This is a genomic window from Novosphingobium gossypii (assembly GCF_050433305.1).
In the GTDB taxonomy this organism is placed as follows: Bacteria; Pseudomonadota; Alphaproteobacteria; order Sphingomonadales; family Sphingomonadaceae; genus Novosphingobium; species Novosphingobium gossypii.
The window spans coordinates 314054-334169 of sequence record NZ_JBNPXM010000004.1 but is presented as its reverse complement, the minus strand read 5'-3'; the positions used below and the strand labels follow the sequence as shown (position 1 = coordinate 334169).

Below are 20116 nucleotides of genomic sequence, written 5' to 3'. Positions count from 1 at the left end.
GTCCCACAAACACCGCTCCTAAGTTCGCAAATAACTGCGACCTTAAGACCGGTCCATCATCCCACCGGCAAGGCGCCGCTCAACGGATGCGTACGAATGGGGCGTCGAGCGTACTGACATTTTCGTTGAACCCGAGGGCGAAGAAAACAGCTTCGGCGAAGAAATTGCCGGCTTGGATGTAGAAGCAGCCCAGTCGGGGTTCGATGAGCGCGACAACAGAGCTTTTGCGGGCCGGATCAGCCTTTCCGTGGACTTGGATAACGATGAGAAGGTCGCCGAAGAGCGATCCGCCTTCAACGAATTCGGCGCAGGTGGAATCACTGCTGACTGACCGTGGACGGCTGAAACTCTTCGGCAGCCAATGCCGAGGAAAGTCAACTATCCCCGCAATTCGGTTTCGAACCGGCGGTCGCCTACCAGCCGGATGTGGCCGATAAGACTCCCGGATCCGGCATTTAGTGCCGAGGGAACGTAAAAGCGTCATATCGCTTTCTGTGGAGAAGGCTGAGCGCTCCGGGGCTGTGCCACACCTCGAGCCAAGGACTTGCATGCCCGACGAAACCCCCGAAACGCTCAACGGCGCGCCTCCGCCGCATTTGGCCGGCGCTGCCAATCACGACATGAGCGACGACAGCAACAGCATCTTCTTTGCTGCGGTGAAGACCACGCGCATGCCGATGATCGTTACCGATCCCAATCAGCCTGATAATCCCATCGTATTCGCGAACCCCGCATTCATGGGCATGACGGGTTACAGCCCAGAGGAATTGATCGGCAAAAACTGCCGATTGTTGCAAGGGCCTGACACCGACGGAGATACCGTCACTGAGCTGCGTAGAGCGATCCAGCAGCGCCGGGAGACTGCGGTTGAGATTTTGAATTACAAAAAGAATGGTGCCGCATTCTGGAACGCGCTGTTCATGTCACCTGTCTTCGATAGCGACGGCAACCTCATCTATTTCTTTGGCTCTCAGCTCGACGTAACTCGCCGCCGCGATGCGGAAGAAGGGCTTCGCCAAGCTCAGAAAATGGAGGCCGTTGGGCAGCTCACAGGGGGCGTCGCACACGACTTCAACAACCTTTTGACTGTGATCCAAGGCTTTGCGGACATCGTGCTGAATAACCTCGAGCGCGATGGCGAACTGGACCGCAAAAAAGCAGCGCGCTCGATGAAAGCGATTCTTCAGGCTTCGGAACGCGGCGCTACGCTGACGCAGCAACTTCTAGCCTTCTCGCGCAAGCAAAAGCTGCAGGGCCGGGTCGTAAACATCATCGATATGATCGATGATTTGCGCCCCCTGATCGAACGGACGGCGGGGGGTACGGTCAAGGTCGACATCACTCACCAGGAATCCGTTTGCAACGCGAGGATCGATCCTACGCAGGCCGAATTGGCGATCATGAATATCCTGCTCAACGCCCGCGACGCGATGCCCGGCGGCGGTAATGTTACGATCGATGTTCGGAACCGTTCACTCGACACCGGTGATCAGGGCTTCGGCGAAATGGAACCCGGTAATTATGTCATGGTGACCATCACGGATGAAGGCACCGGCATGTCACCAGAGGTGCTCAAGCGGGTGACGGAGCCCTTCTTCACGACGAAGGATCAGGGCAAGGGTACCGGCCTTGGCCTTTCCATGGTCTATGGCTTCATGAAGCAATCCGGGGGCAGCCTGCGGATTTATTCCGAGGAAGGCCACGGCACGACGGTCCGCATGCTCTTCCCTTGCGAAAACGCCAAGGTCGAGCCTCAAGGGGCAAAAGCCCCTGGCTCGCATGATGACAAGCGCGGCAGTGAAACGATCCTGGTGGTCGAAGACCAGATCGATGTCGGCGACTACGCCGAGACCGTGCTTGCTGAGTTCGGCTACACCGTCTTGCGCGCCGACAACGCAAAGGAGGCGCTGGAGCTGCTTGATGGCGCCGGGAAGATCGACCTGCTCTTCAGCGATCTCATCATGCCTGGCGGCATGAACGGAGTGATGCTTGCCCGCGAAGTCAAGCAGCGACGACCGCGTATGCGTGTGCTGCTGACCACAGGGTATGCCGAATCGTCGATCGAGCGCGTAGATGCGCGCGGCGCGGAGTTCGAGCTGATACAAAAGCCCTACAAACGGACTGAACTTGCGACCAAGGTCCGGCAGGTCATCGATGGGCCGACCGGCATAGGCACACACGGGGGTTGATTATGGAAACGATCTATCGCGAGCGCATGAACGAGTGCCTGGCGGAGGCTGCCGAAGCGACATTGCCGCAGGTGAGGGAGCGATGCCAACGCTCAGCCGAGGCTTGGCTTGTCATGGCTGAGCGCGCAGCCCGGCACAGCGAGATTCGGGCAGCGAAGCAATGACGATATTGCTTGCTGCTCGGGGCGAGATGATTTAGTCCGTTCTTGTTTTGGACCGATCTCCGCGCGCCCCTTCCCCGTTGCAACCGTTCGAGCCATCGGAAGATGTAGCGGCAGCTATCAGCGATTTCGCCAAGCGTCTCGATGCGTCGGACCCTATCCTCATGGGGTTCAACATGACCCCGATGGCAATGGTGGTCTGCGATCCGACGCTCCCGGACAATCCCGTAATCTACGCCAACGCCAGCTTCGAGGCGTTGACCGGCTTCGCCCCCGTGGAAATCCTGGGGCGAAATTGCCGTTTCATGCAGGGACCTCTGACAAATCCGGATGATGTCGATCGGCTCCGTGCGGCAATCGCCAATCGTACGCGGATCGAACTCGATTTGCTGAACCATCGACGTGACGGTACGCCATTCTGGAATCGGCTGATGGTCGCGCCGGTTTTTGCGCATGACGGAAGCCTGCGCTATTTCGTGGCCTCCCAGTTGGATGTCACTATCGAGCGCCACCGGGTTGTAAAGCTGGAAGAGGACCGGGAGGCTCTTGCTGCCGAGGTAGCACAGCGAGATGCGGACCTCGCGGCGCATAATGCGAAGCTGCGGATGGCGCTGCGGGCGGGCGGCCTTGGCAGCTGGACCCTTGATCTTCCCGAACAAGTGCTGACAGCATCGACCAGTTGCAAGCGCAACTTCGGCCGACCGACCAGCGAGCCATTCACTTATGAGGAACTGATCGCAGCAATTCATCCTGCTGATTTGCCCATGATGCGTGCCGCTGTGGGCGATACGGTTGAGACCGGCGTCCCCTATCAGGTCGAGTACCGGATACTTACACCTGACGGCGAGCAGCGCTGGGTCGCGATCCAGGGCGAGTTGCAGCATCGCGCCGATGGCTCACCATTGGCAATGAGCGGTTTTTCGACCGACATTACCGAGCGCAAGTTCGCGGAAGAACATCGCGAGGTGCTGGCGCGGGAACTGACCCATCGCGTCAAGAATACGCTCGCGACCGTGAACGCTGTCGTCACCCAGACCCTGCGGGATGCCAACTCACTGGAGGATGCCAAGTCCACCGTATCCGGGCGGATAGCAAGCCTGGCCACCGCGCACGAGCTCCTGGTGCGGGACGAAGTCGAAGGCGCCGGTATCGGCGATATCGTTCGCAAAGGCCTCGCACCGTTTACCGACCGCGAAGGCCACCGCTTCTCTATCGCAGGACCAAATGTCCGGCTTGTTCCAGAAATCACCCTCGCGCTTTCGATGGCCCTGCATGAGCTTGCAACGAACGCTGTCAAATATGGTGCCCTCTCCAGCGAGGCAGGCTTCGTCGAGATCAACTGGCAGATTATCGATGATGAGGGGGACCGCCACCTTTCCTTTTACTGGGAGGAGAAGGACGGTCCGATCGTAATCGAACCGACGAAATCAGGGTTTGGAACGAAAATGATCGAGCGGATGCTTGGGCGACACGTGCGCGGGAATGCGACTATCCAATACCTCGCCGCAGGCGTACGGTTCGAAGCGGACATTATCGTCTAGGTGTAGACGTGCCCTTGTGAGCACAGGTCGTCGCAAAACTGAAAGATACGAGAAAAGATGGCACCCTTCTGCCAGCGCAGGCATTAACCCTTAAACGACAAAGGGTTTGTCATGTGCCATGTACTGGTGATCGAGGATGACTGGCTGATTGCAGACCATATCTGTGGTCTCGTTGAGGATGCCGGGGCACTGTCGGTGGCCTTCGCAGCGACTGAGGACGATGCGGTGGCTTCGGCGATAGCGGCTCCTCCGGCAGTTATCGTTTCTGATGTTAATCTTCGTGGCGACGGTACCGGCCCCTCTGCAGTGATGCGAATTTTCGAGGCAATTGGCACGCGACCCGTTATGTTCGTCACGGGCGAGCCTCAACCATTTGAGCCGCCCCAACCTGAAATGAAGGTCCTTTACAAGCCAGTTGACGATCAAAAATTGGTTGAGACCTTTAAAATCATCGCTCCGGTCTGATACATCTTACTCCGAGATGACAACCACGCATCCCACGATCACGAGACAATTACCTTGATACATCCGCAAACTCACACGGGCGAATCCGCAAGCCAACTTTCCGGCGTTGAAAAATTCGATCTTCTAGTTTCGGAGAACGCAGTCCCCTACTTCGATACTCCAGCGATAAAAGCAGCTAACAATTTGACTAAAGCTGCCGATCAACCGCCACTGCTTGCGGTGTCGGTGGTAGTTGTGGCTAGCGGACTAATATTGAATAGGCCCCAGACGACGTCGCTGGGCATCCGTATGCTGACGAGCACATTCCTCGCCACCAAACTAAAAAACGCCATAAAATCGCAGGTTAACCGAACGCGACCTCATGCTGTCGCCAGCAACGTCCCATACAGATTTGAAGCGGGCAATAGCGATCAAAAGGAAATGACGAGCTTCCCGTCTGGGCACACGGCTGCCATCGTTGCAGCGAGCTTGCCCATTGTCCGCGAGTATCCACAATTTCGTATGGTATCGTTTTGCCTAACCGGTCTCGTCGGTGGCTTGAGGGTAGCGAGAGGCAAGCATTATCTTTCCGATGTTACCGTAGGAGCAGCAATTGGGATAGTATCTTATGCCGCCTCCAAAACCGCATGTGACTTATTAGGTAGGTACGTCCCGACAAAGCGGTAATTGTCTTTGAGGTGCTCGTGCCAGCAGGCTCTAGCACGAGTTTTTGCGTTGCAGCGTGAACCTTATTTAGTCCTTCGGCATTGATAGGCTGTGATCAGATGCCGACTGGAGTTCCGGTCTGCGCACCGGAAAGGTCTGCAATTTGTCTTCAATCATTGTGACCGGCGCCAGCGCCGGAATAGGTCTTGCTATCGCCGAGCGTTTTGCACGAGGCGGTTGGCAAGTCGGCATCATCGCACGCGAACCTCAGCGTCTTGAAAGTGCTAAACGCCTTCTGGAAGCGCATGGCGGCAAAGTGATTGCCCTGTGCGCAGATGTAGCTGATCCTGCAGCCCTAGATGCCGCTGCCGATCGCGTAGCAACTGAATTGGGTGGCATCGACGCCTGGGTCAACAATGCGATGTCGACGGTGGTCGCACGCGCTGGCGAAATTACCCCAGAAGAATATCAGCGGGTCACTGCCACAACTTATCTATCTCAAGTCTACGGCACACTGGCGGCACTTCGCCATATGCGAAGCGCGCGGCGCGGCACAATCATTCAAATTTCCTCTGGCCTCGCTATTCGCTCGGCTCCGCTTCAAGCCGCCTATTGTGGTGCCAAGGCTGCAGTGACCGGGTTTACCGATTCTCTGCGGGCTGAGCTGATCGATGAAGCCTCGCCGATCGCGCTCAGCGTCGTCTATCTGCCCGGCGTCAACACACCGCAACCTGGATGGTCTCGCAACCGATCAGGCCATGAGCAGGTCATTCCTGATCCGCTTTTCGATCCACGGCTTTGCGCCGAGGCGGTATGGGCTACGGTCGAGGATCCGGAGCGCGAGGTTTGGGTCGGGCGCACCACGGCAATGATGGCGCTCGGCCAGCGGATCGCGCCTGCATATTCCGATCGCAAGGCTGCCGAAATGGTCACAGCCCAGCTCGGTGCGCCGATGGAACCGCGCGAGGGTAATCTCGACGAAGCTGTCACAGGACCGGCTCTGATCGATGGCGATGCGAAGGATCGCGTGATTGATACACGGTCCGAATTCTTTACGTCGCGCCACCGTGACATTCTCAAAATGACCGCGACCGGCGGATTGTTGGGTCTCGGCGCGTTAGCTGGACTTGGCCTTTCCCGCGGGCTTGCGAGGCTCCTGCGTTGAAAGCGCTATTCGACAATCTGCGTCTGGCTTCCAACGAACCTGCTCCGTTGGGTCAGCGTACCGACGGCTATCTGCCACTCGAACAATATGCAGCGCTGGGCGACGGCCGCTCCGTGGCGTTGTCCGGCATAGACGGCGCTATCGACTGGTGGTGCGTGCCCAATATGGACTCCCCGCCTCTGTTTGATCGTCTGCTCGACAGCGAGAATGGCGGCGTCTTCAGCATTGAGCCGGATGCGCCCTACACTGTGGAACGGCGCTATCGCGAAAACAGCAATGTCCTCGAAACGATCTTCACCACTGCGGGCGGGCGCGCGAAACTCACCGAATCCCTCAACAGCGGCCATGCCGGTCGGCTGCCGTGGGCCGAACTGGCGCGGCGGATCGATGGTTTGGACGGCAGCATCAACTTCAAGCTGACAATGCGGCCGGGCCGGCGCGGCGACACCGTCAATCCCTATCATTCCAAGATTGGGAGGCACACTGTATTCCATGTCGATCGCGTACTCGGCCTCTTCATTCAGAGCGATGATATCGCGTGCGAATGGTCGGACGAAGGCATCACCGGTACGATCGCGCTCAGTGTTGGGCACAGGCGAACCGTGGCCATCGTTGCGGGCGCCGACGAACCCTTGGTCGCGCCCAGTATCGATGAAATCGACGCGCGTATCGACATCTCTGACAAGGAATGGCGCGACTGGTGCAAATCGGTCTCCTACGATGGTAATGATCGCGAAGCATTTTTGCGCAGCGCGCTGACGCTCAAGCTGCTGCTTTACTCACCGTCGGGGGCGATCGCTGCTGCTGCCACGACCTCGCTTCCCGAGGGTATCGGCGGTTCCAAGAATTGGGACTATCGCTATGCTTGGGTTCGCGACGCAGGTTACACGATCGAAGCCTTTCTGGCTGCCAATGCCCAAGCCGAGGCAAAAGCAGCTTTTACCTGGCTTTTAAGTCAGCTTCGTGCCCACGGTGCAAGGGTTTGCTACACCCTCGACGGCAAGCTGGTTCCCGATGAAAAGTATTGGCGGATGCCAGGCTATCGCGGATCGACCCCCGTTATCGCGGGCAATCAGGCGACCGACCAGCGTCAGCACGGCGTCTATGGCGACATCTTTGAGACGGCAAGTCGCTTTGTCGGCTGCGGCAACATCCTCGACAGTGTCAGTGCCGAGCTTCTTTCTGACCTTGCTGACGAATGCGCAGACATATGGCGAATGCCTGACGCTGGCATGTGGGAGCTGGAGGACGAACAGCATTATACGATGTCGAAGATCAGCTGCTGGCAGGCGCTCGCGCGCGCGGTCGAGCTGGCTGATGACGGTCAGTTGCCGACGACCTGCCGGGACCGCTGGGCGCGCGAGCGTGACCGCGTTTTCGAATGGGTGGAAACCTATTGCTGGTCAGAAACCAAGCAGGCCTTCACCATGTACCCCGGCAGCGACATGCTCGACGCTTCCGTGGCGCTGGCGGTACGGTTCCGCTTCGATGGGCATGAGCGCCTGCGTGCGACATTGACTGCGATTGATCGCGAGCTGGGCGCCGGTGACTTCCACTATCGTTATACCGGCATGGACAGGGAAGAAGGCTGCTTCCTCGCCTGTTCCTTCTGGATGGCGGAGGCGTGGGCGCTTCTGGGCGAACGCGACGAAGCGCGAGCGCGTATGGAACGGCTGAAGACCGGCCTTGCACACGGCCACGGCATCCTGGCCGAGATGATCGACCCGAAGAGCGGTGTGTTTCTCGGCAACATGCCGCAGGGCCTCAGCCATCTCGCCCATATCATGGCCGCTGCCGTCCTGACGGGCGAAGCGGACTGCGATCAAAAATCCCCAACCCAAGGAGTTCACCAATGAGCGATCGTCTCACGATGCAGGATCCGCGCAAGCAGTATCCTCAGCCCCCCTTTCCCCGCCAGCCTCAGCCCGTCCCCGGCGAAGCAGGGAAGATGGACCCGGTGCCCGATCATGGCGAAACGAGCTATGAGGGCTCAGGCAAGCTCCAAGGCCGCAAGGCTCTCATCACCGGCGGTGACAGCGGCATCGGTCGCGCCGCGGCTATTGCCTATGCCCGAGAAGGCGCTGATGTCGCCATTTCCTATCTGTCGAGCGAGGCGGCAGACGCGGCCGAGGTGATCCAGCTCATCGAAGCGGAGGGCCGCAAGGCGATCGACTTGCCCGGTGACGTCACCGACGAGAACTGGTGCCGCGATCTGGTCGCGCAGGCGGTCGAGAAGCTTGGCGGCCTCGATATCCTCGTCATCAATGCGGGCAGGCAGCAGTACCGTGAGGACATTTCGAAGGTGTCATCGGAGGATTTCGACAAGACGCTGAAGACTAACCTGTATGCGATGCACTGGATCACGCAGGCGGCGGTGCCACACCTGCCCGCCGGCGCATCGGTCATCACGACCGCGTCGATTCAGGCGTATGACCCTTCCGCGATCCTGCTGGACTATGCGACGACCAAAGCCGGGATCGTCGCCTACACCAAGGCGCTGTCGAAGCAGCTCATGGAAAAGGGCATTCGCGCCAATGTCGTGGCACCAGGGCCGTTCTGGACCGTGCTGCAATCCTCGGGCGGACAGCCGCAGGACGCAGTGATGAAGTTTGGCGAACAGACCCCGTTCGGTCGGCCTGGCCAGCCTGTGGAGATCGCGCCGATCTACGTGCTGCTGGCGGGCCAGGAGGGCAGCTACATCACTGGGGAGGTGTATGGAGCCACTGGCGGCGCTGGCGTCGCCTAACAAACCTTGCAGGGGCTCAGGGCGATGCCCCGTGCCCCTGCACTTTACCGCGCAGGATCGATGGCAGTTGAATGCCCCAAGCAGAACACGACGAAGGATGGATGCGCAAGGCGATCGAAACCGCGCGCTCCAAGAGCACAGACCCGTCAACTTCGCTGTTGGGGTGCCTAATCGTTCTTGCTGGCAGGATCCATGCTGGCGGCCGCAATCAGCCCGAGAAATTGCCTGCTGCTAAGGCGCACGCCGAGGCGATGGAAATCTGGCGGGGGCGCGAAGATACCGGCGAAATGGAACTGCGCTGCGCAATGCTCTATTTCACGCCTCAGCCATGCGTGACGTGTACGATGGCGTCGATCTGGTTGAAGATCGGCACGGTCATTTATGGCGCAGAGGAGCAAGCCAATTTATGATGCAGGTTGCTGTCAATACCGCGACTGCTGAAGAACTGGATACTGTGCCCCAGCTTAAAGGGCACAGCTTCGAGATCGTGCGTTATCGCGACGACCGTGGCAAATTTACAGCGCTGCGGCAGCTCGAAGAGGTGCCAGGGATGGCTGGGAATGCCGATGGGCTGGACCACATACTGAAGCTTTAGAAAACAGCAGCAGATACAAAAACGCCGCCCTCGAAAGGGCGACGTCCTGAAACTCGTGGGAGCTCTATTCCTTGGCTCCGGTGCCCGGCTCGGTTGTCTTGGGGGCCTTGCCGTCCTCGACACGACCTTCGTTGCGAAGATCACGGCCTTCCTGGGCCTTCCTCTTCGCTTCGGGCGTGTCGCCGTGCTCGTTCATCTCTTCCTTGACGAAACCGGCGGCTTCCTTGGCTTTGCCTTCGATGCTCATGCTAATCTCCTTCAAACGGGATATTTATAAAACACGCGTATGGAGCACGTGTTCCCATATTTGCCTCACGCGAGGGCGCTGATAATGCGAGCAACTATTATCCGAATGAGGGGCCGGACGCTCGCGAAGTTGTGGATCTGATCCGTCAAGGCGGGCGAAACGCTGTAGCGATACCAGCTGATATTCGCACGCCAAAGGCATGTGAGGATAACCATACGCGCTGCATCGCAGGTCGCCGCTACGCTCGAGGAAGCCTGGCTAGTCACCACGCCTGACGGCGTTAAGGGGTCCGTGTGATCGCCCTCTCCGAACCATAAACGCGCGGCTTGTTACACTGCCCGTAAAGGGGCTCACGCCGCCCGTTCTTGCCAGCTATCTTGGCTTCGAGGCGACTTGTGCTCTGCAGCTTTCCCTCGGCACAAGTTCCACCAGTATCACTGCTAGCGGCTGCCCGTTGATGGGGGTTGCGTTCAAAGCCACCCTCTATCGCTCGGCTTCTGCTGTCTGCCGGAGCCGATCCTGACCTGCGATATGCTGCACGGAGACGGTCGTCATGTTGGCCGCTTTTTTTGATCGTCGCAAACTTGATCCCCACAAAATCATCAAAGTGCCGTTGGGTACGGGCTCGAATATCGATGCGGTAGATGCTGTAGGGAACACCACGTCCGGGCTGGCTGTTGCGTAAGAGAACGAGAACCTCGCTCAATCGCTTAGTATGCAACGGACCCGGCAGCCTTTGGCATAAAGGCCATCTAAGCGCTGTATTTTTGAGGAGCGCTATGACGGATGACAAACGGCCCGGCGGGCGAATGGTCCCGACCGGGCGATTATCCCGCCTAAGCCGCTTCGGAAGACTGGCAGGTGGTATCGCTGGCGGCGTCATGGCTGAAGGGGTGCGGCGCTTGGCTTCTGGCGAGCCCCCGCGCATGAACGACTTGCTCCTTACTCCAGGCAACGCATTGCGTATTGCCGATCAGCTGTCCCACCTGCGGGGTGCCGCCATGAAGCTAGGGCAGATGATCTCAATGGATGCCGGCGACATCCTGCCTCCGGAATTCACAGAGGTGCTCGCGCGACTGCGCGACCAGGCTCATCATATGACCGAGCGCCAGCTCAATTCGGTCCTGACGGCGGAATGGGGCGCCGATTGGCGTCAGCAGCTGTCTGGCTTCCAGGGAACCCCGCTCGCGGCCGCCTCAATCGGTCAGGTTCATCGTGGCCGACTGCTCGACGGCCGCGAGATCGCCATCAAAATTCAATATCCCGGGATAGTCCGCAGTATCGACGCCGATGTCGATAACGTCGCCACTTTGCTGCGGGTCACAGGGCTTGTTCCGCGCGAATTGGAGATCGCTCCGCTGTTGGTGGAAGCCAAGCGCCAGCTTCACGAGGAAACGAATTACCTGCGCGAAGCGTGGATGATGGAACGGTATGGGGAGTTGTTGGGCAACGATCCAGCTTATCTCGTGCCCAAACCGATCGCCGCGCTGACGACCGAGCGTATTCTTGCGATGGATTTTATCGAAGGAGGTCCCATAGAGAACGTGGTCGCCGCGCCGCAAGACACGCGCGATGCAATAGCGAAGGCCATGGTTCAGTTGGTCCTGCGCGAACTCTTTGAGTGGGGGGTCATGCAGACCGACCCCAATTTCGCGAACTATCGCTGGCAGCAAGCCACCGGAAAGCTCGTTCTGCTGGACTTTGGTGCGGCGCGTGAAGTGCCCTTCAGCACCGTGGAGGGGTACCGCGCCCTACTGATGGCCGCCATCGACGGCGATCGTGACGCTGTTCGGGTAGCGGCTGTCGACGCGGGGTTTGTCGGCGGTCCCGCAGCGCAAAAGCACCGTGTCGTGGTCGACCAAATGATCGAAGTAATCTTGGGCGAACTCGCCAAGAAGGGGCCGTTCGATTTTGGCGATAGGGCATTTATCAAGGTTTTGCGCGAGCAGGCCATGACTTTGGCGGGTGACAGAGCCACTTGGCATCTGCCGCCCACCGATACCCTGTTTGTCCAGCGCAAGGTCAGTGGAACCGCTCTTCTAGCAGCAAAGCTCCAGGCGAAGACTGATATTCACTCGATGATTGCCGCCTATCGCGATGGGGATGTGCCCTATCCCGTTGATGCGAGCCAAGGGACTTGAACTAATTCCGGCTGCGATCCAAATCCGCGCAATCATCTGATCGTCCGCTCGATGAGATGGCCGGCGCTAAACCCCTTGAAGGTCGCAAAGCTGCACGCTGACGATAACCTCGATCCCGGCCTTCACGCTCACCGCTGCTGTCTAAAATTAGGCAGGAATAGGCCTGTGAAACCATCCAGATAATAGCGTGTTATTTGCTCATCGGCCAGCGCTTTGGAGCAGGCTTTCCTCCAGCGCCTAGGCATGCATGACCGAACAGCCTCTTGAAAAGACCCAAGGCGCAGCCCCCCCGCACCTGTCCAGTGTCGTTGATCCCGACAGAACAGAAAATCAACAGACTTACGGTCTATAATCCATCACATTTAGGGGCAAGCATGTTCATACTTCACTTGGCTCTGGGCGGTTGTCTTAAAGCACCACCTACAGATTTTGGGATCACGGCGGATACTGGCGGTCACATCGCTTATGTTCTCGATGCTGCATGCCATCAAGCTCAGTTGCCCCATATCGATAAGGTCGTCATCGCCACGCGTCTATTTGAGGACGCTAGGCTTGGTACGACCTATGCAATGCCCAGCGAAGTTATCACTCCCAAATTAAGTATCGAGCGGATTGCTGGGGCCGACCGGCGATATCTTGAGAAAGAAGCGCTCGGTGCCGATCTTCCCGCCTTTACCGAGGCCTTCTGTACGCATTTGGCCAAGGCAGTCCGCCGACCGGACGTCATTCATGCGCATTTTGCCGATGCCGCGGCCGTCGCAATGGCGGCGCAGCGTCGGTTTGGCATTCCCTTCGTTTATACGCCCCATGCGCTGGGTATCGACAAGCGTGCGCAGCAGATCAGCTGTGAAGGACTTGATGCTCGAATAGAAAGCGAACGATCGGCGATTACCGCTGCTTCGGCTATTGTGGTTTCGACCAACGAAGAGGCTTCCCGGCAGCTTGGCGGTTATGGGGTCGCGCTTGGAGGCCGGGTTCATACCGTTGCGCCTGGCGTACCCCGTCGGGACCTCGTACCGACTGGCCCGACGCTTGCTGACAAGCTGAGCGCATGGTTCAATCGACCTGAGCTACCAATCATTTTGGCCGTCGCGCGGCCAGTAGAAAAAAAGAACTTGGCTGGGCTGATCCGTGCCTATCGCAGCGATTGTGCGCTTCGGGAAGCCGCTAATCTTGTTATCCTGGCTGGACAACACGCGCATGCATCACATGATGAGCGCTTGGTTCTCGATAAACTACACAGCTTGGCAGCCGATCCCGCACTCCAGGGCCGGGTTGCCTTGCCCCAGAGCCACGACGCTAACGATGTCGCGGCGCTTTATGGGTTAGCTGCGCGAGGCGGCGTTTTTGTTAATCCAGCTCTACACGAGCCGTTCGGCCTGACTTTGGTGGAAGCTGCTGCCGCCGCTGTGCCGGTGGTGGCTACCTGCAACGGTGGATCCGCCGAAATCATGGAGACAATTGGGCATGGCTTACTTGTAGACCCTCAGGATTCTATCGCGATCGCCGCCGCTATCCGATCAATCATCGGCGACGCCGGTAGACATGCCCGCTTCGCTGCTGCCGCTACCGCCGGGGTGGCTCTTTACTGCTGGGATCGCTATGCAAATGCTACATACGATATCTATCGCGCTGCGGCGACGCCCAAGCTGCTTGCCTCCGATATCGACAACACCCTGACTGGCTGCCCAGATGCAGCTGCGGCTTTCACTGCTTGGCGCGCACGATCGACGCTTCCGTTCATTGTCGCAACGGGACGCAGTTTCGACGCCGCGCGTATGATTTTAAGTCGTTGGCGTCTTCCCCAGCCCGACGCATTTATCGTTGATGTCGGCACCCGCTTGATGATCGCCGATGGTGGGGGTGGATGGAGAGATTGCGAAGATTATGCTCGATCGCTCGACGCAGGGTGGAATCGCGCCGCAGTCGTTGCCGCGCTCGCCCCGCTTGGCGTTACGCGGCAACCAAAAACTACTGACGGGCCGCACAAGATCAGCTTTTACGGTACAAGCGATGATGCGGAGTGCATACGTGCCCGGCTTGCAGAAGCGGGATTGGCCGCGCGCGTGATCTTTTCTCATGGAAGACTGATCGACGTGGTAGCACCTGCAGGGGGCAAGGCACAGGCAATCGCGGCTTACGCAGCGCGTCACGGATTGACACTCGCCGACTGCCTTGCAGCCGGTGATAGTGGGAACGATGCAGATATGCTGGCAGCCTGCGGCCACGCCATTGTTGTTGGAAACGCAAGTTACGAACTGAACGACCTACCCATGCGGAGGGGGTTGCGCCGAAGCAAGGCTAGCCATGCTGCCGGTGTCTTAGAAGGCCTGGACGCTCTTGGGCTTGGTATGGCCTCCTTTGCAGTCGATATGGCTTCCGACGCATCGACCTGCGCGGCGGCAGCGGCATGACGGCGCCCTTCGGCTATTTTGTGCACCACCAGGGGCGCGGCCACGCAGAGCGTTGTGCAGCTATCGCTCATGCCTTGCCGATGTCGAGACCGATGACGGTTTTTTGCGCTCGTGACGATATCTTTCCCCCGATGCCCGATCGGATCGAGATTGTTCGTATTCCTTCGCTTTTCGAACCTACCGGTGGCGAATCCAAAACGATGGACTGGGTGGCAACTCCAGAAACGCTTCATTGCGCTCCGCTGGGCTGGCCGGGCATCCGCCAAGCGATGGCTACCTTAACTGCCTGGTTCGACACCGCCAATCCCGCACTTATGATCTGCGACGTATCGGCTGAGATCGCACAACTTGCACGAATTTGCTCCGTGCCTCACGTCAAGATCCTGCAGCACGGAGATCGTAGCGATCCCGGGCACCGCGCCGCCTATGACGGCGCCGCTGGCCTTCTCGGCCCGTTCCACGCCGACCTCTGCCAACCGGATTGGGATGCCGAGATGCGCGCCAAAGCCTTCTTTGCAGGTGGTCTGGGGGTGGACTTGCGCATGCCGGAACGCGAGCTCGCACGCCAGAGGATCGGGGTTGCGTCGGACGAAGAATTGATCCTCGTTCTATCCGGCGGCGGCGGCGAAGGTTTCTCTCAAGCGCCACTTGGCGTTGGTGCGCGCTCACGACCGTCCGCCCGGTGGATCACCATTGGAAAGGTACAGCGCGACTGGCATGCGACTGAACCAGCCAATATCGAGCATCGAGGGTGGGTGGACAATTCGGCGGACTATATTGCTGCTGCAGATCTTATCGTCGCGTCGACAGGTAACACGACCTGTCAGCAGATCCTTGCCGCCGGAAAGCCATGGCTAGCGATCCCCGAATGGCGCTATTTTGACGAACAGCATTGCAAAGCTGCCGCTCTTTCTACGGCGGGCGTCGCTTCCGTCAGGACGCATTTGCCTTCTTCAGCCCAGGGTTGGACTGCCGCACTAAACGAGGCTGTGGCCGGACATCGTCCCGATCTTCAGCGCGCCATGATAGATGATGCTCCGGCCGATCGCGTCGCTCTATGGCTGGAGGCCCTCGCCGATCGGCTTTGGGCACCGATGCCCACCTCTCCCCAATCTCTCCCTGATATGGAGCTTCACCAATGACATCTGTCTCCGTCGTAACGTTGGCCAAAGGCCGCGCCGATCATCTTGTTAACGTGGTCCGCGGCCTGATGCGTCAAACCCAGCTGCCTGACGAATTGATCGTCGCATCAATGCAGGATGAGCCGTACGTCCTGCCTGACGCACCCTTTCCCATCCGGCAAATGAATGTAGCGTCTGATATGTTGCCATTGGCTGCCGCACGCAATGCCGCGGCGCAAGCATCGATCGGCGACGTCATCGTTTTTCTCGATATTGATTGCATTCCCACGCCGACCCTCATCGCTGATTACGCCGGCTTTTCGAGCGAGGTAGATGCGTTGCTAATGGGCGAAGTGATGTATCTGCCAGGCGGTGCCACCTGCGGTGACTGGACCTATGATAGCTTTGCCAAGGTAGCGGAAAAGCATTCAGATCGCCGCGGGCCTCCACCAGAAGGCTGGGAGATTTGCTCGGATTATCGCTGCTTCTGGTCGCTTAACTTTGCGATGCGGCGATCGACGTTTCTTACCGTAGGCGGATTTGATGAGCGCTATTTCGGCTACGGCGGGGAAGACACCGATTTCGGAAAAACGGTGAGCGCTGCGGGCGTATCGATAGCATGGATAAAGGGCGGTCTCGCCTATCATCAATATCACCCACATCACATGCCGCCGGTGCATCATGTTCACAGCGTCGTACGCAACGCGCAGCTTTTCGAAGAAAAATGGGGTTACCGTACAATGGGGCATTGGCTGCATGCCTTTCGCCTTATGGGTATCATCGACGATACGCCGGGCCTTCCTATTCGCATTCTGCGCGAAGCAACTGATGACGACTATATGCTGACCGGCCAGCAGAGCCATCAGCCTTATGCTAATACCGCCCGCGTTATCCGCCAGCTCGAAGCGGCGCTGACACCGCAAGGTTCCATTGCGGCGTGAAGATTGCGATCCTTGCCCACGTCCGTCAGCGCATCGCTCAGCCCTTCGCGGGCGGGATGGAGGCCCATTGCTGGGAACTCGCCGAAGGATTGCAAAATCGCGGTCACGAAGTCGTGCTGTTTGCCTCGGGCGACAGCGATCCACGTTTTACTATCGATCCCGTGATCAACGAACATTACGAGGTCACTTATCCTTGGGCTGAACATCGCGGATCCCTCCCTTTGGTTACGCATCTCGACGCTGGTTACGCTGCATCGTGCGACCGGATCGCCGAGGGCAATTTCGACGTGGTTCACAATAATAGCCTTCATCGCTTCCCACTGGAGCAGCGACGGACAGCGGTGGTGCCGACCGTCACATCGCTACACGTCCCGCCGTATGATGCTTTGCACGGGTTCGTCACCCAAAGTCCGTCGGCACAGCATCTTCTCACGGTCACTTCAACCAGCCAGCTCGCAGCTTGGTGGCCGAACGGCGCCCCACCCCAAGCGTCGGTCCTTCATAATGGCATTGCAATAGAGCGTTGGCCGTTCGTCCATCGTGGCAATGGCGAGGCGGTATGGTGCGGGCGGATAACGCCTAATAAAGGGCCTCATCTCGCTGCGCGCGCTGCTCAGGCGGCAGGCATAGGCCTGACGCTGTTCGGCGTGATTGAAGATTTGGATTATTGGCATGCGGAAGTCGCTCCGCTTATCGGGAGCGGCGTCGCGTATGGCGGTCACCTTGATGCGGAAGCACTGGCCGTGGAACTCGGGCGCGCATCAGTGTTTATCTTCACTCCTTGCTGGGACGAGCCCTTCGGCCTCGCGGCGGCCGAAGCAATGGCGTGCGGCTTGCCCGTCGCAGCGTTCGACATGGGCGCTGCGCGAGAGGTTATCGGTGAGGCAGGTGCCTTCTCAACGGCGGGTGACATCATGGGGCTGGCAGCGGCAATCGACATGGCAATGGGGATCTCACGTACAGTGCCGCGTGATCGGGTGGCACGTCTCTTTACTCGAGACCGCTGGCTGGACCGGTGCGTAGCCCTTTACTCAAAGGTTGCCGCCGATACCGCCGCGGTCCCGCTTGACTGATGTTAATTTGGCGCAGTGTATGGCAGTTGATGTCATGTCGAACAAAACTGGATTCAAGCAGCTGCTTCGCATGACTAGGTTTTCATAGCACGCCACGCCGGCAGAAGGCGCAATTTGGACAGGTGAATAAAAGATGAACGTTATAAGAGACTCGCGTCCTCTGACGACATGAGGTGATTCACTTCTCTGGCGCGACAACCCTGGCGCCCGGGCCGATTCCGAGCATCACGTAGCAGCCTTTTGAAGAGCTTGGGTGATGGTCACGATGAGGTCAGGTTCGGGCTGCCTGCCCGATCCGGGTCACAGCTCCACCAATTTCGACCTCAATGTCATCGCGCGGACTCGGCTGCAGCGACCCACCCACGGATGGCACAGAAATGAGCCCGTCGCACAGGAATGACCGATCGCCTGGGTCTGCCCGCCCCTTCCCCGCCAAATGCTGAGCGCTGGGCTATGATGTAGGTGCTGTCGATTGCGGTACTTTTGGTGACTGCGCCAGCGGCCGCCAGGACAGCGAGCAGCTCGAGGACTTCATCTCCCTCGGCTGAGGGCTTCCTCAAAGGCTAGAAGAACCAAGCCGACCGCTCAGGGCCGGTGAAGGGCAAGCCATGATCGAAACATTCCTCCTCACGCTTGCAGGGCGGCTTGATGCAGGAGCGATTCGGCAAGCCTGTAGCATATGCCCTGTTGGCCTTCGCGGCGGTCGTGTGCATGAGCATCCTACTTACCGCTGGATGTCGGGCTTGGAAAAATCGGCTCGATGGTGAGGGCGCCGACGCCGTGCGCGTAGAACAGGTGAGGCACCAAGCCACGACAGCCGACGCGCCAAAGCGCAGCGCTGAGGCGCGGGCTGACGAGGCCTTTTAAGACATGATCGCCAGCCAGGCGCGCGAAACACTGATTGCGAAGGCGGCCGCATATGAAGCAGCGCAGCCGCCCGAGGCGAATGCCACGCTACCACCGACCACCATTGTGCTGAACCGCCAACGACTGCGGACGGCGTACACCGCCGCCCAGCTCGCGACGACGCCCGCGTATCAAGAGTAGTGCCGATCAATGTCAGGCCATCTAACGACGGGAGGTGACAGTCAGCCGTGGCGAATTGCAGCGCGACGAATTGGAACAGCGCCTTGTTGTGGCTGGCGTACCAGGCGATTCGCACCATCTCGTCCATGGTCAGCACGCGCTCGCGCAGCGGCGACTTATACCGGTCCGGCAGATCCTGGATGCGAGGCGCATGGGTGATTCGCAAGAAGCAGCAGGCTGAGACAGCCGACGCAGGAGGACGCAGCGCCGAAGAGCGTTCCGACGACGCCATGCAAGGCACTATCGCCAGCAAAGCGCGTGAGACGGAGATCGCCAAAGCCGCAGCGTCTGAGCAGGCGAAGCCGCCTCAGCAGCGCGCCACGCTGCCGCCGACCACGATCGCGCTGAACTGTGAACGGCTGCGCCAAGCCTAAAGCGCCGCCGAACTGGCGAAGGTCCAAGCATATCAAAAAAATGCCATTGAGTGTCAGGCCAACGAAAGACAGGGGGTCACAAGTTGGCCTGACACGACCGGGTACCGCAGGTAGCTCAGCTTACCTGCGCGGTAAGTTGACCATCGCACTAAAAGCTTTAACGTTTGTTAACGGACTGGCTTTGTCAGGATGCGAGACCACTGGCGGTTATCCTTACCCGAACGACGTCGCGGCGGTGATGGAGGAAAAGCCAAGGCCGAGGCCGGAAATCCTAACCGATCCCGCTGCGCACGCCCGCTACAACAGCGCCTTAAAAGGCTGGAGCGATCGGCTGCATGCCGCCGGCATGAGGCTATGTCGGTTCTACGAACGGACGGGAATGCCTACGATTTTTGTCCGAACGACTTATCGTGAACCGTGGCTCGCTCGGCACGCTATCGATTAGCTTCTTCTCCAATATGAAATTGTATAATGCGGCGAGCCCGCTCTCGTCCTGCGGGAAGGTCATCACCGCTGATGCTTCAAATGCATCTAACACATCTTGTTCGGTAATGGGTTGCAGATGAAACAATTCGCCTCCCCTTCTTGTCTTTCACCTTGAGCCTAAACGGCAGCGGGGTGCAGGCGAGTTAAAAAAGTGAAAGGGGTCACTGTGTTCGCTGCCTGATAGGGCGGTGCAAAAATGAGAGCACCGGGGCAGCGTTCTTCGCGCTTGCTGTAGCGACGGAAATGGGTGCATTTGAGAGGTGCCCTTTGGGCATCCTCTCCCAAACTTTCAGAAGGGCTGATTTTAGGGTCAGCCCTTTTTTTCGACCAGCGCTGCGCTCGTGCCCTTGGTCTCATCGATCCAAAAACCGACGCTTCATCAGGACCAGCTGCCGCTGAAAATATGGATGAAAGTGCCAAGCCGAGTGACTGGTGGAACCTCGGCCTGGCACGCTCAGTACTTATCCGTGGTTTACGTAATGGGCAACTAAGGAAAATGGAGCTGCGACACCTCACTGGCGAGCCTTCGTTTCGCCGGCCGGATGCCACTCCCCCGCGCCTATGCAGTTCCTCGAAGCGTATCCACATTTGAGGAACCGAATGTGACGAATGACATTGATTCCCATCAGGCAATGGAACTGGAGAAAGGTGGCTATGTCAGTGCATCCGTGGTTTTGCGAATACTGCTGCCACCATGACGGCGCTCCGCGGGAAGATGCACCTCAC

Annotated in this window: 18 protein-coding genes; 17 read left to right on the top strand and 1 reads right to left on the bottom strand. The window is 58.7% G+C overall.

Annotation, left to right across the window (positions count from 1 at the left end; genetic code table 11):
• Positions 1–172 precede the first annotated feature (172 nt).
• From GGR40_RS10825 to GGR40_RS10780, 10 genes are all read left to right on the top strand, one after another.
• The gene (locus GGR40_RS10825) at positions 173–331 is read left to right on the top strand and encodes a hypothetical protein (RefSeq protein ID WP_429276246.1); all 159 of its coding nucleotides are present in this window, start codon (positions 173–175) and stop codon (positions 329–331) included.
• Positions 332–548: 217 nt separating this feature from the next.
• Positions 549–2189 (top strand): histidine kinase famiy protein, encoded by a 1641-nt coding sequence (locus tag GGR40_RS10820; RefSeq protein WP_429276245.1) that lies wholly within the window; start codon positions 549–551, stop codon positions 2187–2189.
• A gap of 241 nt (positions 2190–2430) precedes the next feature.
• Positions 2431–3891, top strand: coding sequence for an HWE histidine kinase domain-containing protein (locus GGR40_RS10815; RefSeq protein WP_429276244.1), 1461 nt, complete (start codon positions 2431–2433; stop codon positions 3889–3891).
• 111 nt (positions 3892–4002) lie between these two features.
• Positions 4003–4356 carry a response regulator gene (locus GGR40_RS10810; RefSeq protein WP_429276243.1) on the top strand — a complete coding sequence of 118 codons (354 nt, stop codon included), beginning with the start codon at positions 4003–4005 and terminating at the stop codon, positions 4354–4356.
• 288 nt (positions 4357–4644) lie between these two features.
• Positions 4645–5022: a phosphatase PAP2 family protein gene (locus GGR40_RS10805; protein ID WP_429276254.1), complete on the top strand. Its 378-nt coding sequence runs from the start codon at positions 4645–4647 to the stop codon at positions 5020–5022.
• Between the two features lie 142 nt (positions 5023–5164).
• On the top strand, positions 5165–6166 hold the full coding sequence (locus tag GGR40_RS10800; RefSeq protein WP_429276242.1) for an SDR family oxidoreductase: 1002 nt from the start codon (positions 5165–5167) through the stop codon (positions 6164–6166).
• A complete protein-coding gene (locus GGR40_RS10795) occupies positions 6163–8022 on the top strand; it encodes a glycoside hydrolase family 15 protein (protein ID WP_429276241.1) in 1860 nt (619 codons plus the stop codon). Before GGR40_RS10800 ends, GGR40_RS10795 begins: the two co-directional genes overlap by 4 nt.
• Positions 8019–8912, top strand: a complete 894-nt coding sequence (locus GGR40_RS10790; protein ID WP_429276240.1) for an SDR family oxidoreductase — start codon at positions 8019–8021, stop codon at positions 8910–8912. Before GGR40_RS10795 ends, GGR40_RS10790 begins: the two co-directional genes overlap by 4 nt.
• 71 nt (positions 8913–8983) lie before the next feature.
• Positions 8984–9322 (top strand): deaminase, encoded by a 339-nt coding sequence (locus tag GGR40_RS10785; RefSeq protein WP_429276239.1) that lies wholly within the window; start codon positions 8984–8986, stop codon positions 9320–9322.
• Entirely contained in the window at positions 9319–9507 is a 189-nt protein-coding gene (locus GGR40_RS10780; protein WP_429276238.1) for a helix-hairpin-helix domain-containing protein, read from the top strand. The genes GGR40_RS10785 and GGR40_RS10780 overlap by 4 nt, the downstream gene beginning before the upstream one ends.
• A gap of 64 nt (positions 9508–9571) precedes the next feature.
• Here the strand turns inward: GGR40_RS10780 and GGR40_RS10775 are convergent, their stop codons facing one another.
• Entirely contained in the window at positions 9572–9754 is a 183-nt protein-coding gene (locus GGR40_RS10775; protein ID WP_107126566.1) for a hypothetical protein, read from the bottom strand.
• Between the two features lie 779 nt (positions 9755–10533).
• On the opposite strand from GGR40_RS10775, the gene GGR40_RS10770 reads away from it, so the two are divergent.
• The 7 genes from GGR40_RS10770 to GGR40_RS10740 all read left to right on the top strand — a co-directional run bounded on the left by GGR40_RS10770 (position 10534) and on the right by GGR40_RS10740 (position 18904).
• Positions 10534–11895, top strand: coding sequence for an ABC1 kinase family protein (locus tag GGR40_RS10770; protein WP_429276237.1), 1362 nt, complete (start codon positions 10534–10536; stop codon positions 11893–11895).
• Positions 11896–12197: 302 nt separating this feature from the next.
• A complete protein-coding gene (locus tag GGR40_RS10765; protein ID WP_429276236.1) occupies positions 12198–14309 on the top strand; it encodes an HAD-IIB family hydrolase in 2112 nt (703 codons plus the stop codon).
• On the top strand, positions 14306–15451 hold the full coding sequence (locus GGR40_RS10760; protein ID WP_429276235.1) for a glycosyltransferase: 1146 nt from the start codon (positions 14306–14308) through the stop codon (positions 15449–15451). Before GGR40_RS10765 ends, GGR40_RS10760 begins: the two co-directional genes overlap by 4 nt.
• On the top strand, positions 15448–16371 hold the full coding sequence (locus GGR40_RS10755; RefSeq protein ID WP_429276234.1) for a glycosyltransferase family 2 protein: 924 nt from the start codon (positions 15448–15450) through the stop codon (positions 16369–16371). The genes GGR40_RS10760 and GGR40_RS10755 overlap by 4 nt, the downstream gene beginning before the upstream one ends.
• A complete protein-coding gene (locus tag GGR40_RS10750; protein WP_429276233.1) occupies positions 16368–17444 on the top strand; it encodes a glycosyltransferase in 1077 nt (358 codons plus the stop codon). The genes GGR40_RS10755 and GGR40_RS10750 overlap by 4 nt, the downstream gene beginning before the upstream one ends.
• 870 nt (positions 17445–18314) lie before the next feature.
• Positions 18315–18491, top strand: coding sequence for a hypothetical protein (locus GGR40_RS10745; protein ID WP_429276232.1), 177 nt, complete (start codon positions 18315–18317; stop codon positions 18489–18491).
• Positions 18492–18538: 47 nt separating this feature from the next.
• Positions 18539–18904 (top strand): hypothetical protein, encoded by a 366-nt coding sequence (locus tag GGR40_RS10740; protein WP_429276231.1) that lies wholly within the window; start codon positions 18539–18541, stop codon positions 18902–18904.
• The last annotated feature ends 1212 nt before the right edge of the window (positions 18905–20116 follow it).